Below are 19,920 nucleotides of genomic sequence, written 5' to 3'. Positions count from 1 at the left end.
GTTCGGCGAGCGATTCACGCAGGCGCGTGGATAACCTGTTGTTCAACCGCCTCGCCCACAAAAATGCGGACAGGTTCAGATTGGCGAGAAACCCTTCGGCCGCGGCAAGCGCCGCATCCGCTTCGCTCGCATTCGGCAGGCATGCCCCAGCGATCGGACCCACCTTCTGGAGCCCCTCCTGCTTCCTCTCAATTTGTCCGTGGGCTCGCCCGCGCGGCGGCCGCCGCCCGGACAAACCTCATCAGTCTTACGTGTGCCTTTAGCTGTAACCCAACTCAATCAGTTTTTGCCTGGCGACTTCTGTATCCTCATCAGAGGCACCCAACTGGTCGAGGCCGAACCCGTAGTCCGTCCATTCTTGTGCCTCCTCAGCCACGCCGCGATTCACCTCGTCCCACCGCATGCTTTCCTCTCCCGAAAGGTCTGAAGGAACCGTGCTTTTCGCTTTCACTGCCAGATGCAGGTCGGCCCGGGACATCAGTCTGTGGGTCAGCGCCAGATGAAACGAGTTCAACCACTGAACCTGAACAAAAAGCGTTGAAGCTCCTACAGCCTTCCTCTGCAAGGCCAAATCATAGGTCCAGGCCAACAGTTCAACTGGGCCCTTGTATAAGCGAATCCCTGGTTCAGCGTTTTCTTCCGCCACAGTCTGCACCATCACGTGCGGAAAACTGTTGGCGCGGAATCGGGCCAGAAGCACTTGCCACGACCCAACGCCCAGTATCGTCGCGAGTCCCTCTTGACAGTGGGCGAGTTTGAGCCGCCCACCGGCGCGTTCTGACAGTTGCTGGTGCAACGTGGCAGCCATTGCATTGGGAGTGGGCCACATGGGCAGGAGGTTCTGCTCGAGTGGTGCGCCCTCTGTCATGTTCGCCGAGAGTCTGGGCAGCCACTCTCCACGCCGTTCGAATTCCTCCCCCTCAGGAAACCAGGTGGGATAGCGGTTGTATTGTTCAACCTGCCACGCCGGTAAGCTCGACAAGGCTTCGTGGAGGCGATCCTCCTCCCATGTCCGCAAGGGTGATACAAGCGTGGCCATGCGTCGATAGGTTGTTGGGTTCGGCTCAACCCAATCGGGACGACGAATACGTGCGTAGAGTTCGCCATTGCTGTACACCGTCAGTTCGGTACCAGCCACCTCGACTTCGTCAAGGTCGTGCAGCTCAGACTGTGCGTGGTTCTCAACCGCGGCAACCGCAGCTGGCGCGCTGCGGCAGAGCGAGTAGACCTCTCCCGTAGCCGCCGCATCCCGATTCCAGAGGATGCAATGCCAGTCAGGCGGATCGCTCTCTACGACAGCCATCATTTCATCGCACAGCAGGTGCCCGGTGAGGTCAAGCGCCTCGTTTTCGGACAACCTAATGCGGTAGGAACTGGCGAGCTCGGATACTTTGCGCGCGAGCGCGCGCATTTGCGGGGTAATCATGCTGCGGTCTCCGTAGACAATAAGCGTCGATATTCAGGTGTGCGCCGTTCCTGGTCGACGTGTCGACGGGTCAGCATGGGTCAATCGGTGCTACGCCTCAGTTTCGCATTTACGGAACACTTCCGTAGCGCACAGCTGGCATGAGGTGCCGATTGCAATATTAGCCTCGATCTTTCGAAAGGCAAGGTCCTCGTGGGTGGTTGCACGCAGGCAAACCCGTGTGGACGTGGCTACCGAAGCGAAACGTCAAGGGGCACCTCCGTCACAATGCTGATCCGATGTGGCACGTGTTCCGGTCGGTGTCAGCGGCAGCCGGAACGCCACGAGCGGCCATCAGCACCAGCATGCGCCGGGGGTTTTCCACTGTCGGGCGACAACGTCTGATCGAGGCATATCCATACCGCATGGAGTTTTTGCCCCTGCCTTAAGAACCGTTATCTTTCGCCGTAAATAAGGAATATTGATGTCGCGCGGCAATGGTCGCGGCGGCGCGGAGCGGGCGATCCAGCCTGCAGGAGAGCACGAAAGAGAGTTGCGAACATGATGAGTTTTTCTGAAACGGGGTCGCTCAATCTGCCTGAAATCGGGATCGCGAACAGAATCCGCAAAAGACGTGAAGCCTTGGGCTTATCCCGGAAATCGGTGGCGGAGTCCAGTGGCATACATCTGTCGTCTGTCACCCGCTGGGAGCGAAGGGGCGTGCCGGCTTATATGTCCGGCAGCACTGACGTGCGACGGCTGGAGCGTGCGCTGAAGGTATCCGCCGGCTGGGTATTCAGTCCGGAACAGCCAACACAGGGCGACGAGCCGCGGATTTCGCCAGAAGCCACCTTGCAGACCCGTCTGCGTACTGCGGGTGATCGCGCCCGGATGCGGCGGGAAACGCTGGGCATCGCGCGCAATCATCTCGCGTTGCGGCTTGAGGTTCGGGACGTCACGCTCAGGCAGTGGGAGAACGCCGGCGTTCCGCATTCCCTCGGTGCTGACAAGATCTACGCGTGGGAGAAGGCGCTGCAGGTTAAACCCGGCTGGCTTATCGGCAAAGAACCGGCGGCGCCGTCGGTGTCGCCGCAGCCCCTGCAGGCGGGGTCAGCAGCAGCCAACTGTACGGTGGCGCAGGTCATCCTCGAGACTGGGAGAATCCTCGCGCTGGCGACGCCAAAAACAGCGGAGCGCAACGCGGCTCTGTTCGCCGCTCGCTATGGCGTGAACGGCGGCGGGCGTACGCTTGCTACCGTCGCCAGTGAATACGGGATTACCGAGAGCCGTGCATGCCAGATCCTGGGCGCGATGCGCAAGCGGGCGTCGGAACTACCAGCGGAATTTGCCGGGACCTTCGATCAGCTCGACGCCACGGCAAAGCAGCACCTTCCATGCACTCCCGAGCATCTGGAAACCGCTCTGCGCCCGCAGCTCGGCGAAGGGCTGCTTATAGAAGACGCCTGGCGCTTCGCCATGGACATCTTGGAAAAGCCGCTCCTGTCTCTCGAAACGCATCTGTACGATGACTCGGCTGTGGCGCCTGTCGAAGACGAACGGACGGCCATCGTACGGCAGATGGCCCAGTCGATGATCACGGCCGTAGGTGCAGCGCACGTCGGCGTCCTCATGGGCTACGCCATAGAGCTGGGCTGGAGCATCGAGGCTGTCGGTTCCATTCGGGAAGTGATTCAGAAGGGGCAGGGATTTGAATGGCTCGACCGCAGGGAGCGCAAAAAACCTGAGTGGTTCTGGTACGGCGAATCTTTGCGCAATAACCCCGTGATCGTCGCACTCCGGCGTGTTTCCTCGGTCGCCGACGCGCCGATCGTCGCCGATGTTGCGATGGGCGCCGTCGAACGCATACGGGAGCTACGGTTAAGCCGGGAAGAACGTTGCGCGACGCAATACCCGGGTAAGCGGCTCGGCCGGACCGTCTCCCGATGCTGATTTTTCCAACGCATGATGGGCGCGTTTAGATTGACGGAGCCAGTCAGCCATGTCGAACGCAGGGAACCGTGCCCATCCCCATCGCACGTACGCGCAAGAATTCAAGCAGCAGGTGATCAGGGAGACGTTGGAGCCGGGTATGTCGGTGTCGATTGTTGCGCGTCGACACGACATCAACGCCAACGTGGTATTCGGTTGGCGCAAGCAATATCGTGAAGGCAAGCTGGTCGTCCCTGCACTGGATGTTGCGCCGAGCGTGCCAAGCACGGAACTGCTGAGCGTCGACGTGATCGACACTGCATTGGTGCTGCGAGCGCCGGAGCCGACGGTAGCATCGGGAGCGACGAGCAGCGTACCGATGTCGACGCCCGTATGCGAGATCGAGGTGGAGATCGGCAAGCGGCGCGTGAAGATTCGCGGTCTGTCTGCCGAGCGCACCGAAGCGTTCCTGCAGGAATGCCTGAAGTGATCGCGCTGCCGGCAGGTACGCGTATCTGGCTGGCGGCCGGCGTGACCGACATGCGTTGCGGGTTCCAGGGGCTGGCCGCGAAGGTGCAGACGGCGCTCGAAGAGAATCCGCTGGGTGGGCACGTGTTCATCTTCCGCGGCCGTCGCGGCGATCTCGTGAAACTGCTTTGGGCGACCGACGACGGGCTCTGGTTGCTCGCAAAACGATTGGAGCGAGGCCGTTTTATCTGGCCTCAGGCTGATGGCGGAAAGATCCATCTGACGAGCGCCCAGTTGTCGATGCTGCTTGAGGGCATCGATTGGCGGCAGCCACGCCGCACAGCCGCGCTGTCGATGTTGTAAACCGCATAGAAGGCTCGTAAACTGCGATGCATGTCCAAAGATGCGCCGCTTCCTGCCACCGTCGCTGAGCTCCAGGCCCTGGTGCTCGCGCAGCAGGCGTCGCTGCTTGAACAGCAAGCCTCGATCGCAAACATGGTGCGGGAGATCGCCGCACGCGACGACGAGATCGAACGCCTGAAGGCGCAGATCGACAAGCTCAGGCGGATGTACTTCGGTAGCAAGTCCGAGAAACTGGCTCGGCAGATCGATAAGCTCGAGGCGCAACTGGAAGACCTGACGGCCGGCCAGGGTGCAGCAGAGACGCGAGGGCACCGAGACAAGACGTCGACGGCACCACCCGGTCGGGCGCCCACGCGAGAGCCACTGCCACCGCACTTGCCCCGTGATGAAATCGAACTCAAGCCGGATCCGGCCTGCCCAAAGTGCGCGACGACGATGCAGTGGCTCGGCGAGGATGTATCCGATCAACTCGCCCGCGTGGCGGCCGCGTTCAAGGTGATCCGCACGATCCGCCACAAGCTGTGTTGCCCTGATTGCGGCCACATCGAACAGCCCGCGATGCCCAGCCTGCCGATCGAGCATGGCATCGCGCATCCGAGCTTGCTGGCCGATATTGCGGTATCGAAGTTCGCCGATCATCAGCCGCTGTATCGCCAATCGGAGATCGCGGCACGCGACGGCGTGACGCTGGATCGCGGCAGCATGGGCCGCTGGCTCGGGCAGATTGCCGAGCTCTGCGTGCCGCTCGTTGAAGCGATCCAGCGCTACGCGCTGGTTCCCGGAAAGGTCCATGTCGACGACACGCCGGTTGCGGTGCTCGCGCCCGGCAACGGCAAGACAGTGACCGGTCGCTTCTGGGTGTACGTGCGAGACGATCGCCGCTCCGGCTCGACCGACCCAGCTGCGGTATGGTTCGACTTCTCCTCGGACCGTAAAGGCGTTCACCCACAAACCCGGCTCGCTGCATTCCACGGTATCCTGCAGGCCGATGCTTACGCCGGCTTCGATCAACTGTTTGCGAGCGGCGAGATCCACGAAGCGGCATGCTGGGATCACGCGAGGCGGTACGTCTACGATGTTCACGCGCGCACGCCGACCCCGGATACCCAGCAGCTGCTTGAGATGATCGGCGAGCTCTACAGTATCGAAGCCGACATCCGTGGCCAGCAACCTGACGAGCGTCTGCGCGTGAGACAGGAAAAGAGCAAGCCGTTGCTCGCGAAGTTCGAAGCGACGATCCGAGCGAAACTCGCGACGCTGTCGACGAAGTCCGCGCTCGCCAAGGCGATCAACTACTCGCTGAATCATTGGGCGGCGCTGGTGTTCTACTGCGAGGACGGTCGGGCCGAGATCAGCAACGTGCTCGCGGAAAACGCCTTGCGCTGTGTCGCGCTCGGACGCAAAAACTATCTGTTCGTCGGCTCCGACAGCGGGGGCGAGCGGGCCGCTGCGATGTATAGCTTGATCGGGACGTGCAAGCTGAACGGCATCAACCCGCGTGCCTATCTGGAATACGTCCTGACCCACATCGCTGATCACAAGATCTCCCGCATCGACGAATTGCTGCCCTGGAATGTGGCCGACAAGCTGAAGCCGGCCACCCCGCCCACACCATCGACCGGGTAGATCTGGATAGATTTGGATGGATCGTGTCCACGATCGCCGAACGCGGACACGATCTCCCGTGATCTACACGGACTCCACCACGCCATCACCATCGTGCCCCACGCGCGCGTGAACAGGGAAACGGCCAGGCTGAGTCGCTTACATACCCGGCACCACCGTGGTTTGTCACCACGGCGATCCTCGCGCGAGCCGGATTCCTCGCTGGAGCGCCAGGGCGATACCGTCCTGCCACGCCCCTTGATCCAAAGAGCGAACTGACCGAGCAGGAATATCGGCTGTATTCGGCGTTTAAACGGCATGGCCCCACATTGAGCTGGGAAACCCTTGCGGCAGATCTCATTGATACGGGCGAAATGAACGAGATGACACTTCGAGGTTTGCTGTCCAGGTCTCCGATCGTGGTTACGCAGTCCCTCGGCGTCTACACGCTGCGCGGCGCGAGTCCGTGTGCGGCGCCGGCCGAAAGTATGGCGGCCTGAGACGCGAGGGCGCGTCGACGGGGCCGGCAAAGCGCGAAAACCCATCTGTGGATAGCTGCTCGCGCTGATCGGGCACAATAGGCGTTCCGACCCGTCTCAGGAGCGTCCATGCCCGCCCGAATTCCTCTCGATCCGAAGCTCCCGCGCGACTTCGACGATACGCCCAACGATGCTCGGACCAAGGAAGAACTGGACGCCTGGTGGGATCATCCGTTCGGCGTGACGCGACCTGACGGTAGCATTGCAGTCAGGTGCCTGGACGGGGGCGCGTGGGACCGTTCAACGTCGTACGGCATTGCCGAGGACCACGACAAGGCCTGCGCGCTCGCTGCTCAAAAGCTGGCGGAATGGTTGAAATTCCGCGAGCGCCCGGTTGTGCACCTCGACGTGAAGCCGCACCTTGTACTAATGCCGCAGAGGCCGGACGACGAGATGCGGGTTCTCCGGACGTTTGAGACGACCGAGGAAGCGAGCGTCTACATGACCGAGCACTACTCGAGGGAGTCGGCGCAGTCGGGCGAAAACGGGGAGTCGGACGGCCAGCAAGCCTGAGCGTGCCGCCCGACCATTCGGTTACGCGCCGCCGCCTGATTGGGCGCCGTCAGCGGCCATGCGTGCAATGTGCAGTAGTCCTTGCGCGATGACGACGTTCGCGTCGTGCGAAACGTTTGTTGCGCCGTTTTTCAGGACCGTGAGGGGCATCTGCGAGGCGATTTTCTCCCACTCGGCAAGAAGACGTGCGGGGTCCGGGTGTGTCTTGAACAGAACGCCCAGCGCCGCGGTGAACACCGTCGCTGGGTCGGCGCCGTCGGCTTGAGGCAAATCTGGCTGAGGTAAGTCCGTCACGATGCCCTCCGATATAGCGCTGCCGATGCCAAAAGGTCGGGCTCGATGGTCGAATACCCGAATACCTGCAGCGTGTCGTGCCGGTGATGGCAGGCGCGATCGCTGAAGCGACGGTCAACGCGGCCCGTCGAGCGAGAGTAGCGGTGTGCCCGGCGTCCAGCGAGGCAGTTCCGTGAAGCCAAGGCCTAACAAGAACTCGCGTACCTCGGCCTCGTCCTTGAACGGCATGAAATAGCGAGCGCCTGAACTCCAGCCAGGCTGGCGGGTTTCAACGACTGGATACCGTCCATCCGTCGACATGCGCCCCATGCGAAAGACCGCGCCCGGGGCCGCGCGTTTGCCGACCTCATCGTTCATTGCGATCAGCCAGCCGTCCACCACTTCCCGAACTATTACCGTCATCATCGTCCCGTCGAAAAGGCCAGGCGCACACGCACCTGAGCGGATTCTACCCGCGCTGCGTAGGCCGAATCGAATGCCATGCCCGGGTGGGGGTCAGGCGGCGAGTCGGTGCTCATAATAGGGTCGGTCGCGATCTTCAAGAATTGCGTACTGCGCCGCGAGGTTCTCCGGATCAGGGTTGAGCCAGGCGTCGACGTTCTCGGGCTTGATCGGGATGATGCAGCGGTTGTGGCCGGCGGCCGCCACCTCGGGTGGGGGCTCGTCGGTGATGGCGGCGAAGGAGAGTAGGTCAGGATCTTTGCCGTTCGCCCAGTGCGACCACAGGCAGGCCACAAGCATCCGGTGCTGAGGGTTCGGTGCGAACTCCAGCACCACGTTTTCTTCCTCTTCGCCCTCGGCGAGCTCCCGGTGTTCGAGATTGTGACGCTTCACGTTCTCGAAGAACTTGTCGACGATGACGATGCCGTGCGTGTGGCCAAAGAGCGGCTTCCAGAAGCCCTCTAGGTTGTCCAGCCTCGAGTTATATGTGCCCGGGAAGCGCACATCGTAATTGGCCGGCTTGCCCGCAATGCGGCAGAGATACCGCATCGGCTTGATGACGCGCCGGCCGTTCTCCATCACCATCACCGGCGCGTAGTGGCTGGGGAAGATGCGTGAATCGCGGTCCTTCGGCGTGGTACGTCGAAGGTCCTCGAGCTGGCGCAGCGACCAGTCAATCTTGTTGGTCGCGATGCGCTTGTCTTCGGTAGCGGCCTTGGTCACCTTGGTCTGCAGCACGCGCTCTGCCTTGGCCAGCCGCTCGCGCTGCTTGAAGATGGCCTGCTCGAGCTTCGTCACCTGCTGCGCACGAAATTCGTCGATGAACGTCTTTGCCTGGCGCTCCTCGTCCGTCGCCGGATGGGCGAACGCGTCCTCGACACCTTTCGGCACCAATGCCTTGCTGCCCTGGACGCGCTCAAAGAACAGGCGAGTGAACTCGGCGATGTCCATGTCCGCACCGAACTCCCTCACGTACTTCCGGTAATCCGCCTCGATCTGAGCCGAATAGCACACGGCAACCTCCGGTCTGTTGGGTTCACCCGATGATAATGGACGAGACGCGGACGAGAGCGACATTCGCGCCGTGCGCTCGGGATAGGACTGACTCCAGCCACTGGAAAATCCAAAACGGACAGGGACAGGGGACGAAAGACGAGATGGCGGCCAAGCCCGTTCCGCAGGCACCAAAACGGCAGGTGCGTGCGGACGACGAGACGAAGAAATGCCGTCTGAATTCTCGGAATCGCCTGATATCCTGCCGGGTCAATGGTGATGGCTATCCCCGCGCTAAGTTCTAGGCACCGTCGCCGGGCCACCACGGCTTCGCGGCTCGGTCGACCAAGTAGTCGTCAAGCGCCTTGCCCTCGAGCCATTTTGGGCGTGGGCCACGGCCGGACCACGACTTTCCCGTGGACGGATCATAGTATTGCGCTGGCGCCCGCTGCTTGCGCGCCTTCCGGAAGCCCGCCGCACGCAGCAGTTCCTCCTCCGTGATGCCATATAGCGCAACATGCTCTCGCACGGTTGCCAAATAGGCCTGCCTCTCATCCTTCTTGATGTCTGCGAGACGTATATTCAGATCGCGCAGTTGTGCCTGGAGATTCTGGATTTCAGTTGTCACGATGTTTCAAAGAGCAGTTCAAAAACAACGAGATGGTAAAGGAATCGCTTCGATCGGCGGAATATCTCGAGAAGCTGGAGATTCCCGTAACAGACGCACGACGGGCCCAGGATTCTGGCCGTAGATCTCAGCGAGTTCGTCGGTTGCTAACGGCGGCAAAGCGTTTGTGTGGAACTCCCCACGTTCGCTATCAACTGGATGCTGGACGTTTATCCAGTGTGGAGCGCAGGCGGAACCTCCTGTCGACGGCGAACCTCAATGGGACTGTAATTCTGCCTCGCTTTATGACTGGGGTGAACCAGCCTGATCGTCGGTGTCCAATGTCCGCAGATCCGTAATGCTGCAGTAAAGCACCGTGATGAGCGCTTGCAACAAGGCTAAATTGAGTCGCGCGGGCACCTGCCGCTGACAGCGACGCTCCTGCGGTGTAAGCCGATGCGAAAGTGCCGGCCTGATCGCACCCGGATTCCGGAGACGCGTACGAAACGTCCCCGAGTGATCTGTGAATTTTCTCAAAGTGCGATCGTGCCGCTGAACTTCAGGGCCGCCAACCCAGCTTCTGACATTTCGGCTCCGTCGGCTAGCAGAGACTCAGGGACGAGATTTTCTAGCTCACTCGCCAACGCCCACGTCAATTGGCTCTCGCTGTCAGAAAGGAAGAAGACTTCGATACTCACACCGGGGTTGCCAACGCGAAACCACATCAACCTTCGAAGGGGTTCGCACACGGTGCCAGCCAGCGACATGACGAGAGCGTCAAAAACCTCCTGAGTTTCGAACGCGGTCCAGGCTTCGTCGACAGTAACTTCGACGCAGATTTCGTTTGAGTCAGACGAAGCCATTGCCCAAATCTTGAGGACCGCAGCTCCCATAGGCGACTCGTTTTCCAGCAGAAAGAATCGATACGATCTTGTCTGAGACGCTAGGAAAATCTCCTTGTCGGGCTCGTAATCATCGTAGGGCTCAATTTCGAATTGCGTGATTCCGAAATGGCTTCCGCGCAAAGCGTTCTGCAGGTCAGCGTCGTAGCTGCGGAATGGAACCTTGGCTGTGCGCATTCGCTGGGTAAGCCGGGAAATCAGTTCGTCCTCGTCGACACCGAGTGGCAACCCCAGATAGATGTCGATGCTATCACCCATCATGCTACCGTCGTGGCAGCAACCGCCGCCGGCGCCAGGGGTCTCCCCCTCAAACTGGAAGAGGTCATACTCAAAGCCTCTGAAGCAAGGACTTCCCTTTCCCGTCTTCCCTAACTTCTTGAAACGCACGTCAGGATAGTTAGGGTCCACATGGAGAAACAGAGTATCCATACCGGGCATCGGCTCGCCGATGAGACGCTCGAGTACTTCGCGTTGATCCAACCCGCGCTTGAAGAAGGCGCGGTCTTCCTCAGACCAGTTACCTGACGTCATCGATTCGACAGAGACGATGTGGTCAGGTGTCTCTTCGACAGTGGGACCCACGGATTTGGATAGTTCGTGCCAGTTACGGTATCCGAGCATTTGCGAGGCCCACTCCTGTGTCTGCATGTGCGACAAGGCGGGGAATACGACTGAAAGGCGTTCCGCGAGATGCTTGGGACGCGTCAGCGTGCGAAAGTGCATGCGCATGAGAGTTCCTTTTTCGTCTCAATCCAGCGAGCCCACTTAACCGGGTTGCAAAAAAGAACTGTCGAGTGCACTACGGTCTGCTCTTAGTCAGCCGATTACTCAACGGAGATTTGCCAGTGTGGGCGGCCGGGGTCGGAGCTCCCTTGCCGGTTTTGTACCTGAAATTGCCTGCCACAGCAAGCTCAGCACCTTGCTTTGACCCCGACATAACAACGGGCACATGACGGACGCGACAATCTCGGCAATTGAGCGAAACATGCCCGAATGGACGCTCATTCGGGATTGCTGTTCAGTCGCGCTCTCCATACCCTGCCATCTTGGCGCATAACGCGCGAAGCGGGGATGAACATGGAAGTCCAGAGCGAGGTTCTGATCGAAGCGGGCCCGGATAACAATCCGGTCCCTAGTTCCGAGGCGAAGCGTTTTGTCGAGGACATCCGCAAGGCAATCGAAGCCAGCTTGCCTTCCGGGCCACGGAAAGTCTCGATGATGCCGTATCGGTACGGCAGTTGCGAACTGCTCGGATTCGACTGGTCGGACGGCGAGAACAACGTTTTCGCCGTGACGTTCCATATCGCGGAAGCACCGTCGCTCCCGAGTGCCGAGCTCGGCACGGTCAGCATGGACGTGGGCGTCACCGACGTAACGGATGCGCTGCTTCTCGCTCGGCTGATTGTCCAGGCGGTCAACGGAAACACTGGCGTCGATCTGTAAGCGCGGCCTGCCGCGCGCTCCGGAGAGGACATGCCCCGGCCACTGGAAAATCCCGAGCGGAAAGGGGACGAGAGCTTGTTCTCGCTGGCGCTGAACGCGCGGTGCGAGTACGCGCTGATGCGACTGCGCGTAGTCGCGGGCGAGATCGGCTCGCCGGCGTTCAAGCACCACCTGGCCGAAGCAAACCGGCTCGCCGCACGCGCAGGCTACCTGTACGCTCGAGAGCCCATCCCGACCCTGCTGCGCGATGCCGAAGAGCTTGAGGACGCATGGAATGATGGCGTCAAGAAGTGTGAAGAGGAGCGCCGCGCGGCCGGCGAACAGATCCGCCGCCCCGATATCGAGAAGCTGATCGACGAGAAGGACTGGTATGCCCTTGGTCTGCCGTTTCCGGAACAGATTCTCTGGAGCCTGAAACGCGGAGATCGAGTTCTTATCCGGTGGCATTTCCTGACTCCGAACGTGAACAGCGTGACCTACGGCAACCCGTACAGGGACGCCGCGCTTTTCGGGACGCTCGACGACCTGTCGGTAGAGGATCTCGACGTACTCCTGTCCGATATCGCACGCGGCCGGCCGTGGCGGCGCGTTCGGTACCGGAGCAGGGAGTGAGGGCCGCCGGAGCCTTGAAACGCAGCGACGTTCCGGTACGGTGAAGCTTTGCCGGGCCTGACCGATGGACAGAGGACAGCAGGGGTGCCGAGATGAGCGATGAATTCAGGATGCAGTTGGGCGGGATCGATGGGGTCGGCGATGAAGGATTCACGATCAAGACGATCTGCGGGTGCCGGATCGTCTATGGGTCCGTGCCGCTGTCCTCATTCGCGATGCTGACCCACGGTTTCAGCAAGAAGGCGCTGATGGCGACGGATATTGCAGACCTCATCGGCGCGACGTTCGTCATCGGCGAGCCGACCGCGCTCGACGAGCTGCGTCAGGTCGATCTCCCGGTTTCGGCGAAGCGCCACGCTGACTACCTCGCCGCGACGAACCTCGGTCTGATTGCTGTCGCCATGTGGCTGCGCAAGGGCGAGCGCGGCAAGTCGTCGAACGCGATGTGCAAGGCCATCTACGGCGTGCCGGTGGACGCCGGAACTGAGTACCCCCACGATCCGGACGATCTGCGGCGCTGCCTGTTGTTCCTCGAGGCGACCGGCGCGCAGGACCAGTTGCAGAAGATGGCCGAGGTTTCCCCCGAATGGTCGCGACTCGTTTCCAGATGGGACGAGCTGGCGGCGCGCTTTGCCGAGGAGACGGCAGCGGGCAAGCAGGCGCCGAAGACCTATGCGCTGATGCAGGAGCTGGTTGGGCAGACACGATCGGCCCGATGGGAGAGAGCAGGATGTTGACGCGAGACCAGGACACGTGCCCGCACACCGAGCAGCGGCCCGTCGAGAACCGGTCGATCGAACCGGACGGTAACGAGGTCGTCGACGTCGAACACGTTGAGCTCTCAACCATGGACGATATCGACCTGCACCGCGTGAAATGCAGGCTGTGCGGCAAGATCGACTACTACTCGGGAGCCGCGCGGGCGTTCTACGAGGACGGCATCAAATCGCCCGGGATTTCCGGGCTGGAATAGGAGAAGGATGATGTTGGAGAGGGCTTTCGATGCACCCGCGCAGATCGACGGGGCGGTCGTAGCTGAGGGCGTTGCTCCGGACAAGTCCGCGATGCCGGATCACAGCGAGCTGACGCTGGGCCTGGCGGAAAAGGCCTTCGCCATCATCGGTGCGGACACATTCACCGTGAGCGCCCGGTTGTCGGTGGACGATCCCAGGACTCTTCGCAATTTCGGGTTACTGGAGAGCATGCTGCTGATGGCCTACAACGACGGGAAGGCGGACGCACTGCACGATCGCGGCGGCGCGGTCGGCGATGCGATGTCGAGCGAGGAGCACGAGCATTTCGACGCGATGGCCGCGGAGGTCGAGGGCGATCTGAAGGCCGAAGGTGCCAAGATCTACCGGATCACCCATCACTACGACATCGGCAATCAGGATGTCTATGTCGAGCATCCGACTGGCGACGTCGATGGCAAGCAAGTTGCGCTGTACCTCTGGTTCAAGGCCTGGGACTGGTTCGGCAGCTCGGTCCTGATCTCGAACCTCGGCATCGCGTCGGTCATGGTGGCCTTCTACGGCTTCCGGCACTGCGCAGCCCATCCCTTCAGTACCACGGTCGATCTGTATTCCGATGCGGAAGGGCTTCCGGGCTACGACGCGCTGATGAGCGACGCATCGCTGCATCGCGAAGGGCTGCGAGATGCGATGGCGCCGCACGTCGTGGGTTCTGCAGGCTGACACAGGGGTCAATGAAAATGACGTACTGCCTTTGGATTTCGATCGCCGCCACTGCACTGCTATGCCTTGCATTGGTGGCTACGGTTCGAATGTACCGGTCGGACAAGCGGTCTATGGCCAACTGCCTGCTTAGAGAACGCGAGGCGGCGGAACGCGTTGTCGGGGAGTTGAAGCAGTTGATGTCCGACTACTGCACGCTCGCCGGGGCAGTTTCAACGAGCCTTGAGGCCATCCGCGCTGACATCGACCGGAACTATCACCACACCCACGATGGTCACGTGCTGGACACGATTGCCTCCAGACTTCGAAGGCAGGTGGCCGACCGGGCCGGCGCCTACGAGGTTCCGCTGTATGACTACGAAATCCGTCAAGTCAAAGCTCTGGGCGGCGAAATTTCCAACCGCGACACGATGTCCTTGGGGCAGATGCTCGAGTTTGCATGGAGCCTGCACACGTTGTCTCGTGAGCGGGCTGACCAACTGACAAGGGTTGTCCCGCAACCGTGTGGCAATCATGGACACGCCAATTGGTTGGGGAAGATGCTCGCGATCTACGAACTCATGTGCGATCGGAATAAGGATCTGGCGATAGAGCGATTGTCTGCGGTTGTCGAGGCATGGAGGTACCAGCCAGCGGAGTCTGCGCCGAGATACGTCGAAGACGTGCGCTGACAAGGACACAGGTGAAGAGACGATGACTTCATTTTCGGCCGCGCTGGTCGCAGCCATTCTCTGCGTTATCGCTGGGTGCGTTATCTGGAAAAGACGAAAGGCGCGTGCGCGTGCCGAGCAGGACTGGAAGCGTGCTGTCTACAATCCGCGCGAATTCAGACGGGATCGCAGCCGCGGCTGACCAAGGAAACCTTCGATGCTCACTGAACAACAGCCGCCAGAATTTGTGCTTGCCGGGTATGCCGGCTCGAGAGATTACGAGCGACTCGCCGGGGTAGCCAGCAAGGCCAGCATCATCTGTATCGTCGATTACGACATGCCTGGTGTCGGGACCGTTCGGGACATCGCGCGCACGCAATACACCCTGCATCGGGGAGAGGAAGTGTTCATGGTGTGCGCCCGAGGGATCTCGTACATCCACGCGTTCGGCAAGGCCGATTTTATTGGCCTCTGCGAGCTTCGGCATGTCGAATTTATCGAGCCTCCGCACTTCGTGGCGACCTAACGAGGAACGATCGGGTGCGATTCGTGAGAGACATCATCAGCACTTTTGGTGACGCCCTGATTGACTGGCCGGTCGGCACTATCATCGGCAGCATCCTTTTTCTCTTGATGCTGGCGCTTGTCGTGATCCTGGTCTGCCTCGGCGCGGCTGGCATCTACCATCTGCTCGATTTCTTTGGCATGCCAGTGGCCAGCAGGGAAGGGACCGTCAGGGATAAAGCCTTCCGGCCGGCCTACACCGAGTACATCTACGTCTACAACGCGGCGACCAAGACCTCAATGCCGACGCCGATTTTCCATCCGGACAGATGGACGCTCGACGTCGATATCGGAATCGGCAGCGATTCGGTCGACGTGACTGGATCGTTTTATGAAAAGGTAGTGTGCGGCTCGTCGATAGTCGCGCAGTACAAGGTCGGGCGGATCTCCGGCCGGATCAACGTTACGGGCGTGCGCGCCTGAACCGGGTAGCCAACTGTATTTTCATCAAAGCGGAGTCACCATGCCCATCATCAAGAATTTTTTCTACACCGTCGGGATTGCGTTCCTGCTCGGGTTGCAATCCGTTAATCCGGACAAGGACCTGCTGCGCCAGTTCGTGCTCATCCTCCAGTCCGATAACTTCTGGACGATCGTGAAACTGGGCACGCTGATTCTGACCGCTTTGGAATGGGCTTTTTGCGGGCCGGTCTCATCATCTTCCGCGACCGACGATCTCAAGGGCTTCTGGGGGGTACTTAAGAAGCTCGCTGCGAAATTCGTGCCGGCGCGGGGAACCCGATGAACGAGACGCTGAAGGCGCTGTTCCGCTACATCAAGCGCGAGAACTGCGACCCGACGTGGCAGGGGATTCGCGACAACGTGCTCGGTGCGGTCTATCACCCCGAGATGCGCTACGTCGACGTGCTGAAGGTCCTTCTGACCGCGTACACGCAAGCGCTGATGGAACCGCGCTTCGAGTTGCCCGGCAGGCACAACGCGGCCGAAGATTTGCTCCTCGCGCCGATCACGGGTCACCACGCCATCGACTTCATGGGTCCGTCCTCTCTCGAGTCGCGCTATTCGGTCGAGCAGTTCTACGGCGCGATGATCGAGAAAATGATGGGTGATCTTCGGTGCTGCAGGATCGACTGGTGCCGCGGTGAAATCTGGCCCGAAGAGAACGCGTCGGCTCCGGCTGCGCCGGCGCCGGCGCCGGCGCTGGAGAGCAGGTAGCCGGGGAAATTCGATGTGTGGGTGCCGAACTTAGTGCGGCGTCCGAAGGATTGACATGATTTCAGACGACCGAATCTTCTGGCTTGACGACATGCCAGAACCGGAAGCCCGCGAGAAGCTGGGCGGAGACTTTGCCTATGCGATCTCGCTGGGGCGAGCCTACTGCGTACGCTGTGTGCAGGAAGCCCGGCTCGCGGACGACATTGAGCGGTACGCCGCCTACCAGACAGCCGTCCGCGTCGCCCGCCTGATCGAATGGATCAACGAGCATGATCGACCTGAACCGACGCTTTTCAATGGCGACGGCACGCTGACCGTGGCGACCACTACGGTAGACGCCAGCGGCAGGACCTTCATCGAGCATGACGTGATTCCGGCGACGATGCGCGCGGCTCGCGATCTGCTCGGCTACTGACGGCCAGGGGAATCGTATGCCTGAGCGCGTGCAACTGAAGCGGACGAAGGGCTGGCGCATGCCACCGGATACGGTCAAGGTGGACCGCACGACGAAGTGGGGTAATCCGTTCGTCGTCGGCAAAGAGTCTCCGTTTCTGCCGGGTTGCATCGTTCGGGATCGTCGGCACGCCTGGAGCCTGTACCTTGGCTTCGCGCCTCTGAATGAGCGGCTCGTCGCGGCCGCACGTGCTGAACTCCGCGGGAAGAATCTCGGGTGCTGGTGCCCGAAGCCCACGCAGCCATACGAGGACGATTGCTGCCACGCGAGCGTCCTGTTGAAGCTGGCGAACGAATAGCTAGAAAGAAGCGTGATGAGGGGAAGAGAAAATATGAACGTGCGCGCAATGACAATCGCGGTAGGTGATGCCTCTCCGCTCGAATCGCCCGGCCCGGGTGAAATGGCTCTGGCCGCGACGATCGTCAGTGGTGTGCTGACGATGGTGCTCCAGTTGCCGGATGTCTCGGACGAGGATATAGCCGGCGTGCAGGGCATTCCTCATGGCCTCGCGCTGATGCAGACGCCCGATCTGCCGGTCGGCATGCTGATGCTCGTGCTGCTTACGGGCGACGACAGGGTCTGGCCGCTGGCAGCGCCGATAGCGGCTCACGTCGACGTGATGCGGGCGTGGGCAGAAGAAAGGCCGGACAGCAATGTCGTGCTCGTCATGCTGGTTGACTCGAACACGAACAAGGTCCGTGCGTTACGCACAATCGGTGCGCCGATGGATCTGTTCGATCTGATCCAGACGGGTATACGGTCGTGTCGGCGCTTCGATCCTGCGGAATTCGTTTTGCGAGCGGGTGAGATCCCGCCCGAGGACGTCTGGGGTAAAGGTCGGCGCTGGCTGCGAGACGACGAATCCGACGAGTTTCGAGGAACGGGGACCTGACCGCTACCGAAGCTATGCAACCCCAAAACCCGCATACGGGCTAACCCCTCGGCGACCAGAAACGCGTAATTTCGGTAACCAGTCGTCGCTTTGTAGTCCCCAAACCACCAGGAGAACCTATGCCTCAAGCCGCCGCTCTCGCTAATCTCGTCAATCAGACGCCAATCGATCAGTTGATCTTTGGTATGTACTCGTCCATCTGGATCCAGGTGAAGGCAGGCAGTTATACCGTCTCCGGTCGGAGCAAGGGCGATGACGCTGTCGGATCGCTGCCGGATGCTGGCGCACCGACCCTCGTGAACGATCTCGACGGAGTGCTGGGCGGTGCGGAAACCGTCGATGTGCAAGTCGGCGGCGCGGCCTACGGCATCACGAAGATGACGATTGTCGGGGGGACCGAATACACCATGACGGAACATGCCCGGATCCCGCCGGCGGCCCGTGGCGTGCCGACCGTCGTCATCTGATCGGGAAACCGCGTCACGCGGAAGTGTCCAGCTACCGGCCGGTCGCCGTCTTGCGTCGTAGCGGGCGCGGCGCCGGCGGCCGGCGAGCGCCAATTGATGCGAGGAGGGCAGAAAACATGGGCATTCTCGAAAGGGCAGCGCTCGTACCGCTGACGGCGAACGAGATATCACAGGCAAGACAGATCATCGCATTCGATGGGGTGTGCGTGGCGCATATCCAGCGGCAGCTGGGGATTGGCTGGAACAGGGCTGCTGACCTCGCTGAAGCGATCGTTGGAAGGGACGCCCTGCCGGACGTCGCGAAGAACCGCTACGCGCGGTGCTCGTGAATCGTTGAAGGTGCTGGACGGGTCCTGCAGGGAAGGGAACTCGCCGGTCGTGTCGTGCTACGCTCTGCGCCTGCAGGGATATGCGTGAACCCGCCTGGGCAGTCTGTCTGGGCGTCGACCGCGGTCCCCGTCGCTTCCAACGTGCGAGCAAGACAATGTCCAAATACGCCCCCCTCGCAGACTACCTCCGCAATCTGGACGGGAACGAGGTCACGCTCTCCTTCGAGGAGATCGAACGGATCCTCGGCTTCTCCCTTCCTGAGACCGCCAGCCGGTTCAGACCATACTGGTCAAATTCCGGAGTGAAAGACGGTCATCCGGGCCGGCTGTGGCGCGGCGCCGGTTGGCGCCAGGTCCGTCTCGACCTCACTGGCCGGCATGTCTCCTTCCGCCGCGCCGATGCGATGACATCCGACCTGGAAGGCCTGAAGCCGCAAACCAAGGGGCTGCTCTACGACCTGTTGCAGGATGCGGGTTTTTCGGTGGAGGAGTGGCATCGCACCTCGCATGGCGACCCTGTCGAAAATTACAGGTCCAACCCGCGGTTCTGCTACGAATGGTGCTTCGGCTCGGTGAGCGAGGGGTTTGCCATGTGCTTCTGGTACGAGAACCTGACAACCGATCCACTCGGCCGGATCGTCTTCGACGGCAATGTGCGGGAAACGCTCGATGCCCTGTTGGTGATCGCGAGAGACGATGCGTCCGACGCTTCAATGCGCCTGCGCGCGCACGATCAGGCGGCGCGGGCCAAAGCCCTCGATGATGCAATTCACGAGTCGTTCCGGAGGGGGCTGGCGGCGCGTGTCATCCTCTGCGAAGGCAATCGCCGCCGGGTTGACGAGCTGGGAAAGAGTGCCTCGTCGGTCGCACGACGGCATCTCGACGTCGCGGAGTGGTACGTCCACGCTTACGATAGCCGTACGGGTGACTGCCTTGTCGTGAGAGAGGTGGAACCGGAGGATTCGGGCGGCGCCGCTGACGGCGACGTCGAGTACGACGAGGACGCAACTTACGACGAGGTCCAGAATCGCGCGATCAAGACGCGGCGCGGGCAGCAGCGGTTCCGCAGGCAATTGCTCGACGCGTACCGGAAGAGCTGCGCGGTCACCGGCGCCCGCGTGGTGGAACTGCTCGAGGCCGCGCACATCGTGTCGCACTCGCTCATGACGGACTACTCGACCCGAAACGGCCTGCTGTTGCGCACCGACATCCACACCCTTTTCGATCTCAACCTCATGTCGGTCGACGAGCGGTGCGTCGTCCATGTCTCCAGGACGTTGTCCAACACGGACTACTGGCAGTATCACGGAAAGCGCCTGAAGACCATTCCGGATCGGTCCGAGGACCAGCCCTCGGCAATGGGCCTGGCGCGTCGCCACGAAAGCTTCCGCGAAGCTGAAAGCGACCGATAGTCGCACCGCCTCGCGGCGAGCCCGCCGTCAATCGCGGATAGATTCCTGGTAGGAACTTGGGGTATATTGGAGTCTCACTTCGACGGTAGCTGGGCCGACAGCCAGCCAGCGGGATATCCCGCGATTCAATCGCACGTCAATGCACATCCAACCCAGCGGGGCAGATTC

27 protein-coding genes are annotated in these 19,920 nt (G+C 61.1%); 21 read left to right on the top strand and 6 right to left on the bottom strand.

The features are described from left to right. Positions 1-259: 259 nt before the first annotated feature. The gene (locus tag BDO18943_RS17365) at positions 260-1,426 is read right to left on the bottom strand and encodes a hypothetical protein (RefSeq protein ID WP_137962608.1); all 1,167 of its coding nucleotides are present in this window, start codon (positions 1,424-1,426) and stop codon (positions 260-262) included. 540 nt (positions 1,427-1,966) lie between these two features. Between BDO18943_RS17365 and BDO18943_RS17360 the strand changes: the two genes are divergently transcribed. The 5 genes from BDO18943_RS17360 to BDO18943_RS17340 all read left to right on the top strand — a co-directional run bounded on the left by BDO18943_RS17360 (position 1,967) and on the right by BDO18943_RS17340 (position 6,822). Further along, positions 1,967-3,355 (top strand): helix-turn-helix domain-containing protein, encoded by a 1,389-nt coding sequence (locus BDO18943_RS17360; RefSeq protein ID WP_175023358.1) that lies wholly within the window; start codon positions 1,967-1,969, stop codon positions 3,353-3,355. 49 nt (positions 3,356-3,404) lie between these two features. Then, positions 3,405-3,824, top strand: a complete 420-nt coding sequence (locus BDO18943_RS42970; protein ID WP_045579726.1) for a transposase — start codon at positions 3,405-3,407, stop codon at positions 3,822-3,824. After that, positions 3,821-4,165, top strand: coding sequence for an IS66 family insertion sequence element accessory protein TnpB (tnpB, locus tag BDO18943_RS17350; protein ID WP_017333797.1), 345 nt, complete (start codon positions 3,821-3,823; stop codon positions 4,163-4,165). The genes BDO18943_RS42970 and tnpB overlap by 4 nt, the downstream gene beginning before the upstream one ends. 132 nt (positions 4,166-4,297) lie before the next feature. After that, complete coding sequence (gene tnpC, locus BDO18943_RS17345) at positions 4,298-5,791, top strand: IS66 family transposase (RefSeq protein ID WP_404842671.1); 1,494 nt, start codon at positions 4,298-4,300, stop codon at positions 5,789-5,791. A gap of 587 nt (positions 5,792-6,378) precedes the next feature. Continuing rightward, positions 6,379-6,822: a DNA-binding protein gene (locus BDO18943_RS17340; RefSeq protein ID WP_175023357.1), complete on the top strand. Its 444-nt coding sequence runs from the start codon at positions 6,379-6,381 to the stop codon at positions 6,820-6,822. Positions 6,823-6,843: 21 nt separating this feature from the next. Here BDO18943_RS17340 and BDO18943_RS17335 read toward each other — a convergent pair whose 3' ends face one another. From BDO18943_RS17335 to BDO18943_RS17315, 5 genes are all read right to left on the bottom strand, one after another. After that, entirely contained in the window at positions 6,844-7,116 is a 273-nt protein-coding gene (locus BDO18943_RS17335; RefSeq protein ID WP_089454721.1) for a hypothetical protein, read from the bottom strand. 114 nt (positions 7,117-7,230) lie between these two features. Continuing rightward, the gene (locus BDO18943_RS17330) at positions 7,231-7,521 is read right to left on the bottom strand and encodes a hypothetical protein (RefSeq protein ID WP_046196959.1); all 291 of its coding nucleotides are present in this window, start codon (positions 7,519-7,521) and stop codon (positions 7,231-7,233) included. A gap of 90 nt (positions 7,522-7,611) precedes the next feature. Continuing rightward, on the bottom strand, positions 7,612-8,571 hold the full coding sequence (locus BDO18943_RS17325; RefSeq protein WP_089454720.1) for an SOS response-associated peptidase family protein: 960 nt from the start codon (positions 8,569-8,571) through the stop codon (positions 7,612-7,614). A gap of 280 nt (positions 8,572-8,851) precedes the next feature. Next, on the bottom strand, positions 8,852-9,178 hold the full coding sequence (locus tag BDO18943_RS17320) for an H-NS histone family protein (protein WP_021159061.1): 327 nt from the start codon (positions 9,176-9,178) through the stop codon (positions 8,852-8,854). Between the two features lie 512 nt (positions 9,179-9,690). Next, positions 9,691-10,788, bottom strand: a complete 1,098-nt coding sequence (locus tag BDO18943_RS17315; protein WP_089454719.1) for a hypothetical protein — start codon at positions 10,786-10,788, stop codon at positions 9,691-9,693. A gap of 342 nt (positions 10,789-11,130) precedes the next feature. Between BDO18943_RS17315 and BDO18943_RS17310 the strand changes: the two genes are divergently transcribed. The 16 genes from BDO18943_RS17310 (at position 11,131) to BDO18943_RS42670 (ending at position 19,752) form a co-directional block, all read left to right on the top strand. Beyond that, positions 11,131-11,502, top strand: coding sequence for a hypothetical protein (locus tag BDO18943_RS17310; RefSeq protein WP_137962607.1), 372 nt, complete (start codon positions 11,131-11,133; stop codon positions 11,500-11,502). Positions 11,503-11,532: 30 nt separating this feature from the next. Continuing rightward, positions 11,533-12,114, top strand: a complete 582-nt coding sequence (locus BDO18943_RS17305; protein WP_089454717.1) for a hypothetical protein — start codon at positions 11,533-11,535, stop codon at positions 12,112-12,114. Positions 12,115-12,206: 92 nt separating this feature from the next. Next, positions 12,207-12,851: a hypothetical protein gene (locus tag BDO18943_RS17300; protein ID WP_137962606.1), complete on the top strand. Its 645-nt coding sequence runs from the start codon at positions 12,207-12,209 to the stop codon at positions 12,849-12,851. After that, positions 12,845-13,087 carry a hypothetical protein gene (locus tag BDO18943_RS17295; RefSeq protein ID WP_137962605.1) on the top strand — a complete coding sequence of 81 codons (243 nt, stop codon included), beginning with the start codon at positions 12,845-12,847 and terminating at the stop codon, positions 13,085-13,087. The genes BDO18943_RS17300 and BDO18943_RS17295 overlap by 7 nt, the downstream gene beginning before the upstream one ends. Before the next feature lie 10 nt (positions 13,088-13,097). Continuing rightward, positions 13,098-13,808: a hypothetical protein gene (locus BDO18943_RS17290; protein ID WP_137962604.1), complete on the top strand. Its 711-nt coding sequence runs from the start codon at positions 13,098-13,100 to the stop codon at positions 13,806-13,808. Between the two features lie 113 nt (positions 13,809-13,921). Beyond that, positions 13,922-14,479, top strand: coding sequence for a hypothetical protein (locus BDO18943_RS17285; RefSeq protein ID WP_235996081.1), 558 nt, complete (start codon positions 13,922-13,924; stop codon positions 14,477-14,479). Between the two features lie 196 nt (positions 14,480-14,675). Further along, a complete protein-coding gene (locus BDO18943_RS17280) occupies positions 14,676-14,984 on the top strand; it encodes a hypothetical protein (RefSeq protein ID WP_089454712.1) in 309 nt (102 codons plus the stop codon). A 23-nt stretch (positions 14,985-15,007) separates the two neighbouring features. Next, positions 15,008-15,445, top strand: a complete 438-nt coding sequence (locus BDO18943_RS17275; RefSeq protein WP_137962603.1) for a hypothetical protein — start codon at positions 15,008-15,010, stop codon at positions 15,443-15,445. 40 nt (positions 15,446-15,485) lie between these two features. Then, a complete protein-coding gene (locus tag BDO18943_RS17270; protein ID WP_089454710.1) occupies positions 15,486-15,767 on the top strand; it encodes a hypothetical protein in 282 nt (93 codons plus the stop codon). Then, the gene (locus BDO18943_RS17265) at positions 15,764-16,198 is read left to right on the top strand and encodes a hypothetical protein (protein WP_089454709.1); all 435 of its coding nucleotides are present in this window, start codon (positions 15,764-15,766) and stop codon (positions 16,196-16,198) included. The genes BDO18943_RS17270 and BDO18943_RS17265 overlap by 4 nt, the downstream gene beginning before the upstream one ends. A 55-nt stretch (positions 16,199-16,253) precedes the next feature. Then, on the top strand, positions 16,254-16,613 hold the full coding sequence (locus BDO18943_RS17260) for a hypothetical protein (RefSeq protein WP_210771951.1): 360 nt from the start codon (positions 16,254-16,256) through the stop codon (positions 16,611-16,613). Positions 16,614-16,629: 16 nt separating this feature from the next. Further along, a complete protein-coding gene (locus BDO18943_RS17255) occupies positions 16,630-16,950 on the top strand; it encodes a DUF4326 domain-containing protein (protein WP_089454708.1) in 321 nt (106 codons plus the stop codon). Positions 16,951-16,983: 33 nt separating this feature from the next. Continuing rightward, entirely contained in the window at positions 16,984-17,544 is a 561-nt protein-coding gene (locus BDO18943_RS17250; RefSeq protein WP_137962602.1) for a hypothetical protein, read from the top strand. A 119-nt stretch (positions 17,545-17,663) separates the two neighbouring features. After that, on the top strand, positions 17,664-18,011 hold the full coding sequence (locus tag BDO18943_RS17245; protein WP_137962601.1) for a hypothetical protein: 348 nt from the start codon (positions 17,664-17,666) through the stop codon (positions 18,009-18,011). Positions 18,012-18,127: 116 nt separating this feature from the next. Further along, the gene (locus tag BDO18943_RS17240) at positions 18,128-18,340 is read left to right on the top strand and encodes a hypothetical protein (protein WP_089454705.1); all 213 of its coding nucleotides are present in this window, start codon (positions 18,128-18,130) and stop codon (positions 18,338-18,340) included. Positions 18,341-18,495: 155 nt separating this feature from the next. Beyond that, a complete protein-coding gene (locus BDO18943_RS42670) occupies positions 18,496-19,752 on the top strand; it encodes an HNH endonuclease (protein ID WP_235996079.1) in 1,257 nt (418 codons plus the stop codon). Positions 19,753-19,920 lie beyond the last annotated feature (168 nt).

Source organism: Burkholderia aenigmatica (assembly GCF_902499175.1).
GTDB lineage: Bacteria > Pseudomonadota > Gammaproteobacteria > Burkholderiales > Burkholderiaceae > Burkholderia > Burkholderia aenigmatica.
Note: the sequence above shows the minus strand (reverse complement) of the source record. Positions and strands in the feature narration are given on the sequence as shown.

Coding starts and splice junctions, on each gene's coding strand:
- BDO18943_RS17260 (WP_210771951.1), top strand. CDS start 16,254: ATGATTTCAGACGACCGAATCTTCTGGCTTGACGACATGCCAGAACCG.
- BDO18943_RS17330 (WP_046196959.1), bottom strand. CDS start 7,521: ATGATGACGGTAATAGTTCGGGAAGTGGTGGACGGCTGGCTGATCGCA.
- BDO18943_RS17255 (WP_089454708.1), top strand. CDS start 16,630: ATGCCTGAGCGCGTGCAACTGAAGCGGACGAAGGGCTGGCGCATGCCA.
- BDO18943_RS17290 (WP_137962604.1), top strand. CDS start 13,098: ATGTTGGAGAGGGCTTTCGATGCACCCGCGCAGATCGACGGGGCGGTC.
- BDO18943_RS17310 (WP_137962607.1), top strand. CDS start 11,131: ATGAACATGGAAGTCCAGAGCGAGGTTCTGATCGAAGCGGGCCCGGAT.
- BDO18943_RS17270 (WP_089454710.1), top strand. CDS start 15,486: ATGCCCATCATCAAGAATTTTTTCTACACCGTCGGGATTGCGTTCCTG.
- BDO18943_RS17295 (WP_137962605.1), top strand. CDS start 12,845: ATGTTGACGCGAGACCAGGACACGTGCCCGCACACCGAGCAGCGGCCC.
- BDO18943_RS17280 (WP_089454712.1), top strand. CDS start 14,676: ATGCTCACTGAACAACAGCCGCCAGAATTTGTGCTTGCCGGGTATGCC.
- BDO18943_RS17305 (WP_089454717.1), top strand. CDS start 11,533: ATGCCCCGGCCACTGGAAAATCCCGAGCGGAAAGGGGACGAGAGCTTG.
- BDO18943_RS17250 (WP_137962602.1), top strand. CDS start 16,984: ATGAACGTGCGCGCAATGACAATCGCGGTAGGTGATGCCTCTCCGCTC.
- BDO18943_RS42970 (WP_045579726.1), top strand. CDS start 3,405: ATGTCGAACGCAGGGAACCGTGCCCATCCCCATCGCACGTACGCGCAA.
- BDO18943_RS17365 (WP_137962608.1), bottom strand. CDS start 1,426: ATGATTACCCCGCAAATGCGCGCGCTCGCGCGCAAAGTATCCGAGCTC.
- BDO18943_RS17360 (WP_175023358.1), top strand. CDS start 1,967: ATGATGAGTTTTTCTGAAACGGGGTCGCTCAATCTGCCTGAAATCGGG.
- BDO18943_RS17240 (WP_089454705.1), top strand. CDS start 18,128: ATGGGCATTCTCGAAAGGGCAGCGCTCGTACCGCTGACGGCGAACGAG.
- BDO18943_RS17340 (WP_175023357.1), top strand. CDS start 6,379: ATGCCCGCCCGAATTCCTCTCGATCCGAAGCTCCCGCGCGACTTCGAC.
- BDO18943_RS42670 (WP_235996079.1), top strand. CDS start 18,496: ATGTCCAAATACGCCCCCCTCGCAGACTACCTCCGCAATCTGGACGGG.
- BDO18943_RS17245 (WP_137962601.1), top strand. CDS start 17,664: ATGCCTCAAGCCGCCGCTCTCGCTAATCTCGTCAATCAGACGCCAATC.
- BDO18943_RS17285 (WP_235996081.1), top strand. CDS start 13,922: ATGGCCAACTGCCTGCTTAGAGAACGCGAGGCGGCGGAACGCGTTGTC.
- BDO18943_RS17265 (WP_089454709.1), top strand. CDS start 15,764: ATGAACGAGACGCTGAAGGCGCTGTTCCGCTACATCAAGCGCGAGAAC.
- BDO18943_RS17315 (WP_089454719.1), bottom strand. CDS start 10,788: ATGCGCATGCACTTTCGCACGCTGACGCGTCCCAAGCATCTCGCGGAA.
- BDO18943_RS17300 (WP_137962606.1), top strand. CDS start 12,207: ATGAGCGATGAATTCAGGATGCAGTTGGGCGGGATCGATGGGGTCGGC.
- tnpC (WP_404842671.1), top strand. CDS start 4,298: ATGGTGCGGGAGATCGCCGCACGCGACGACGAGATCGAACGCCTGAAG.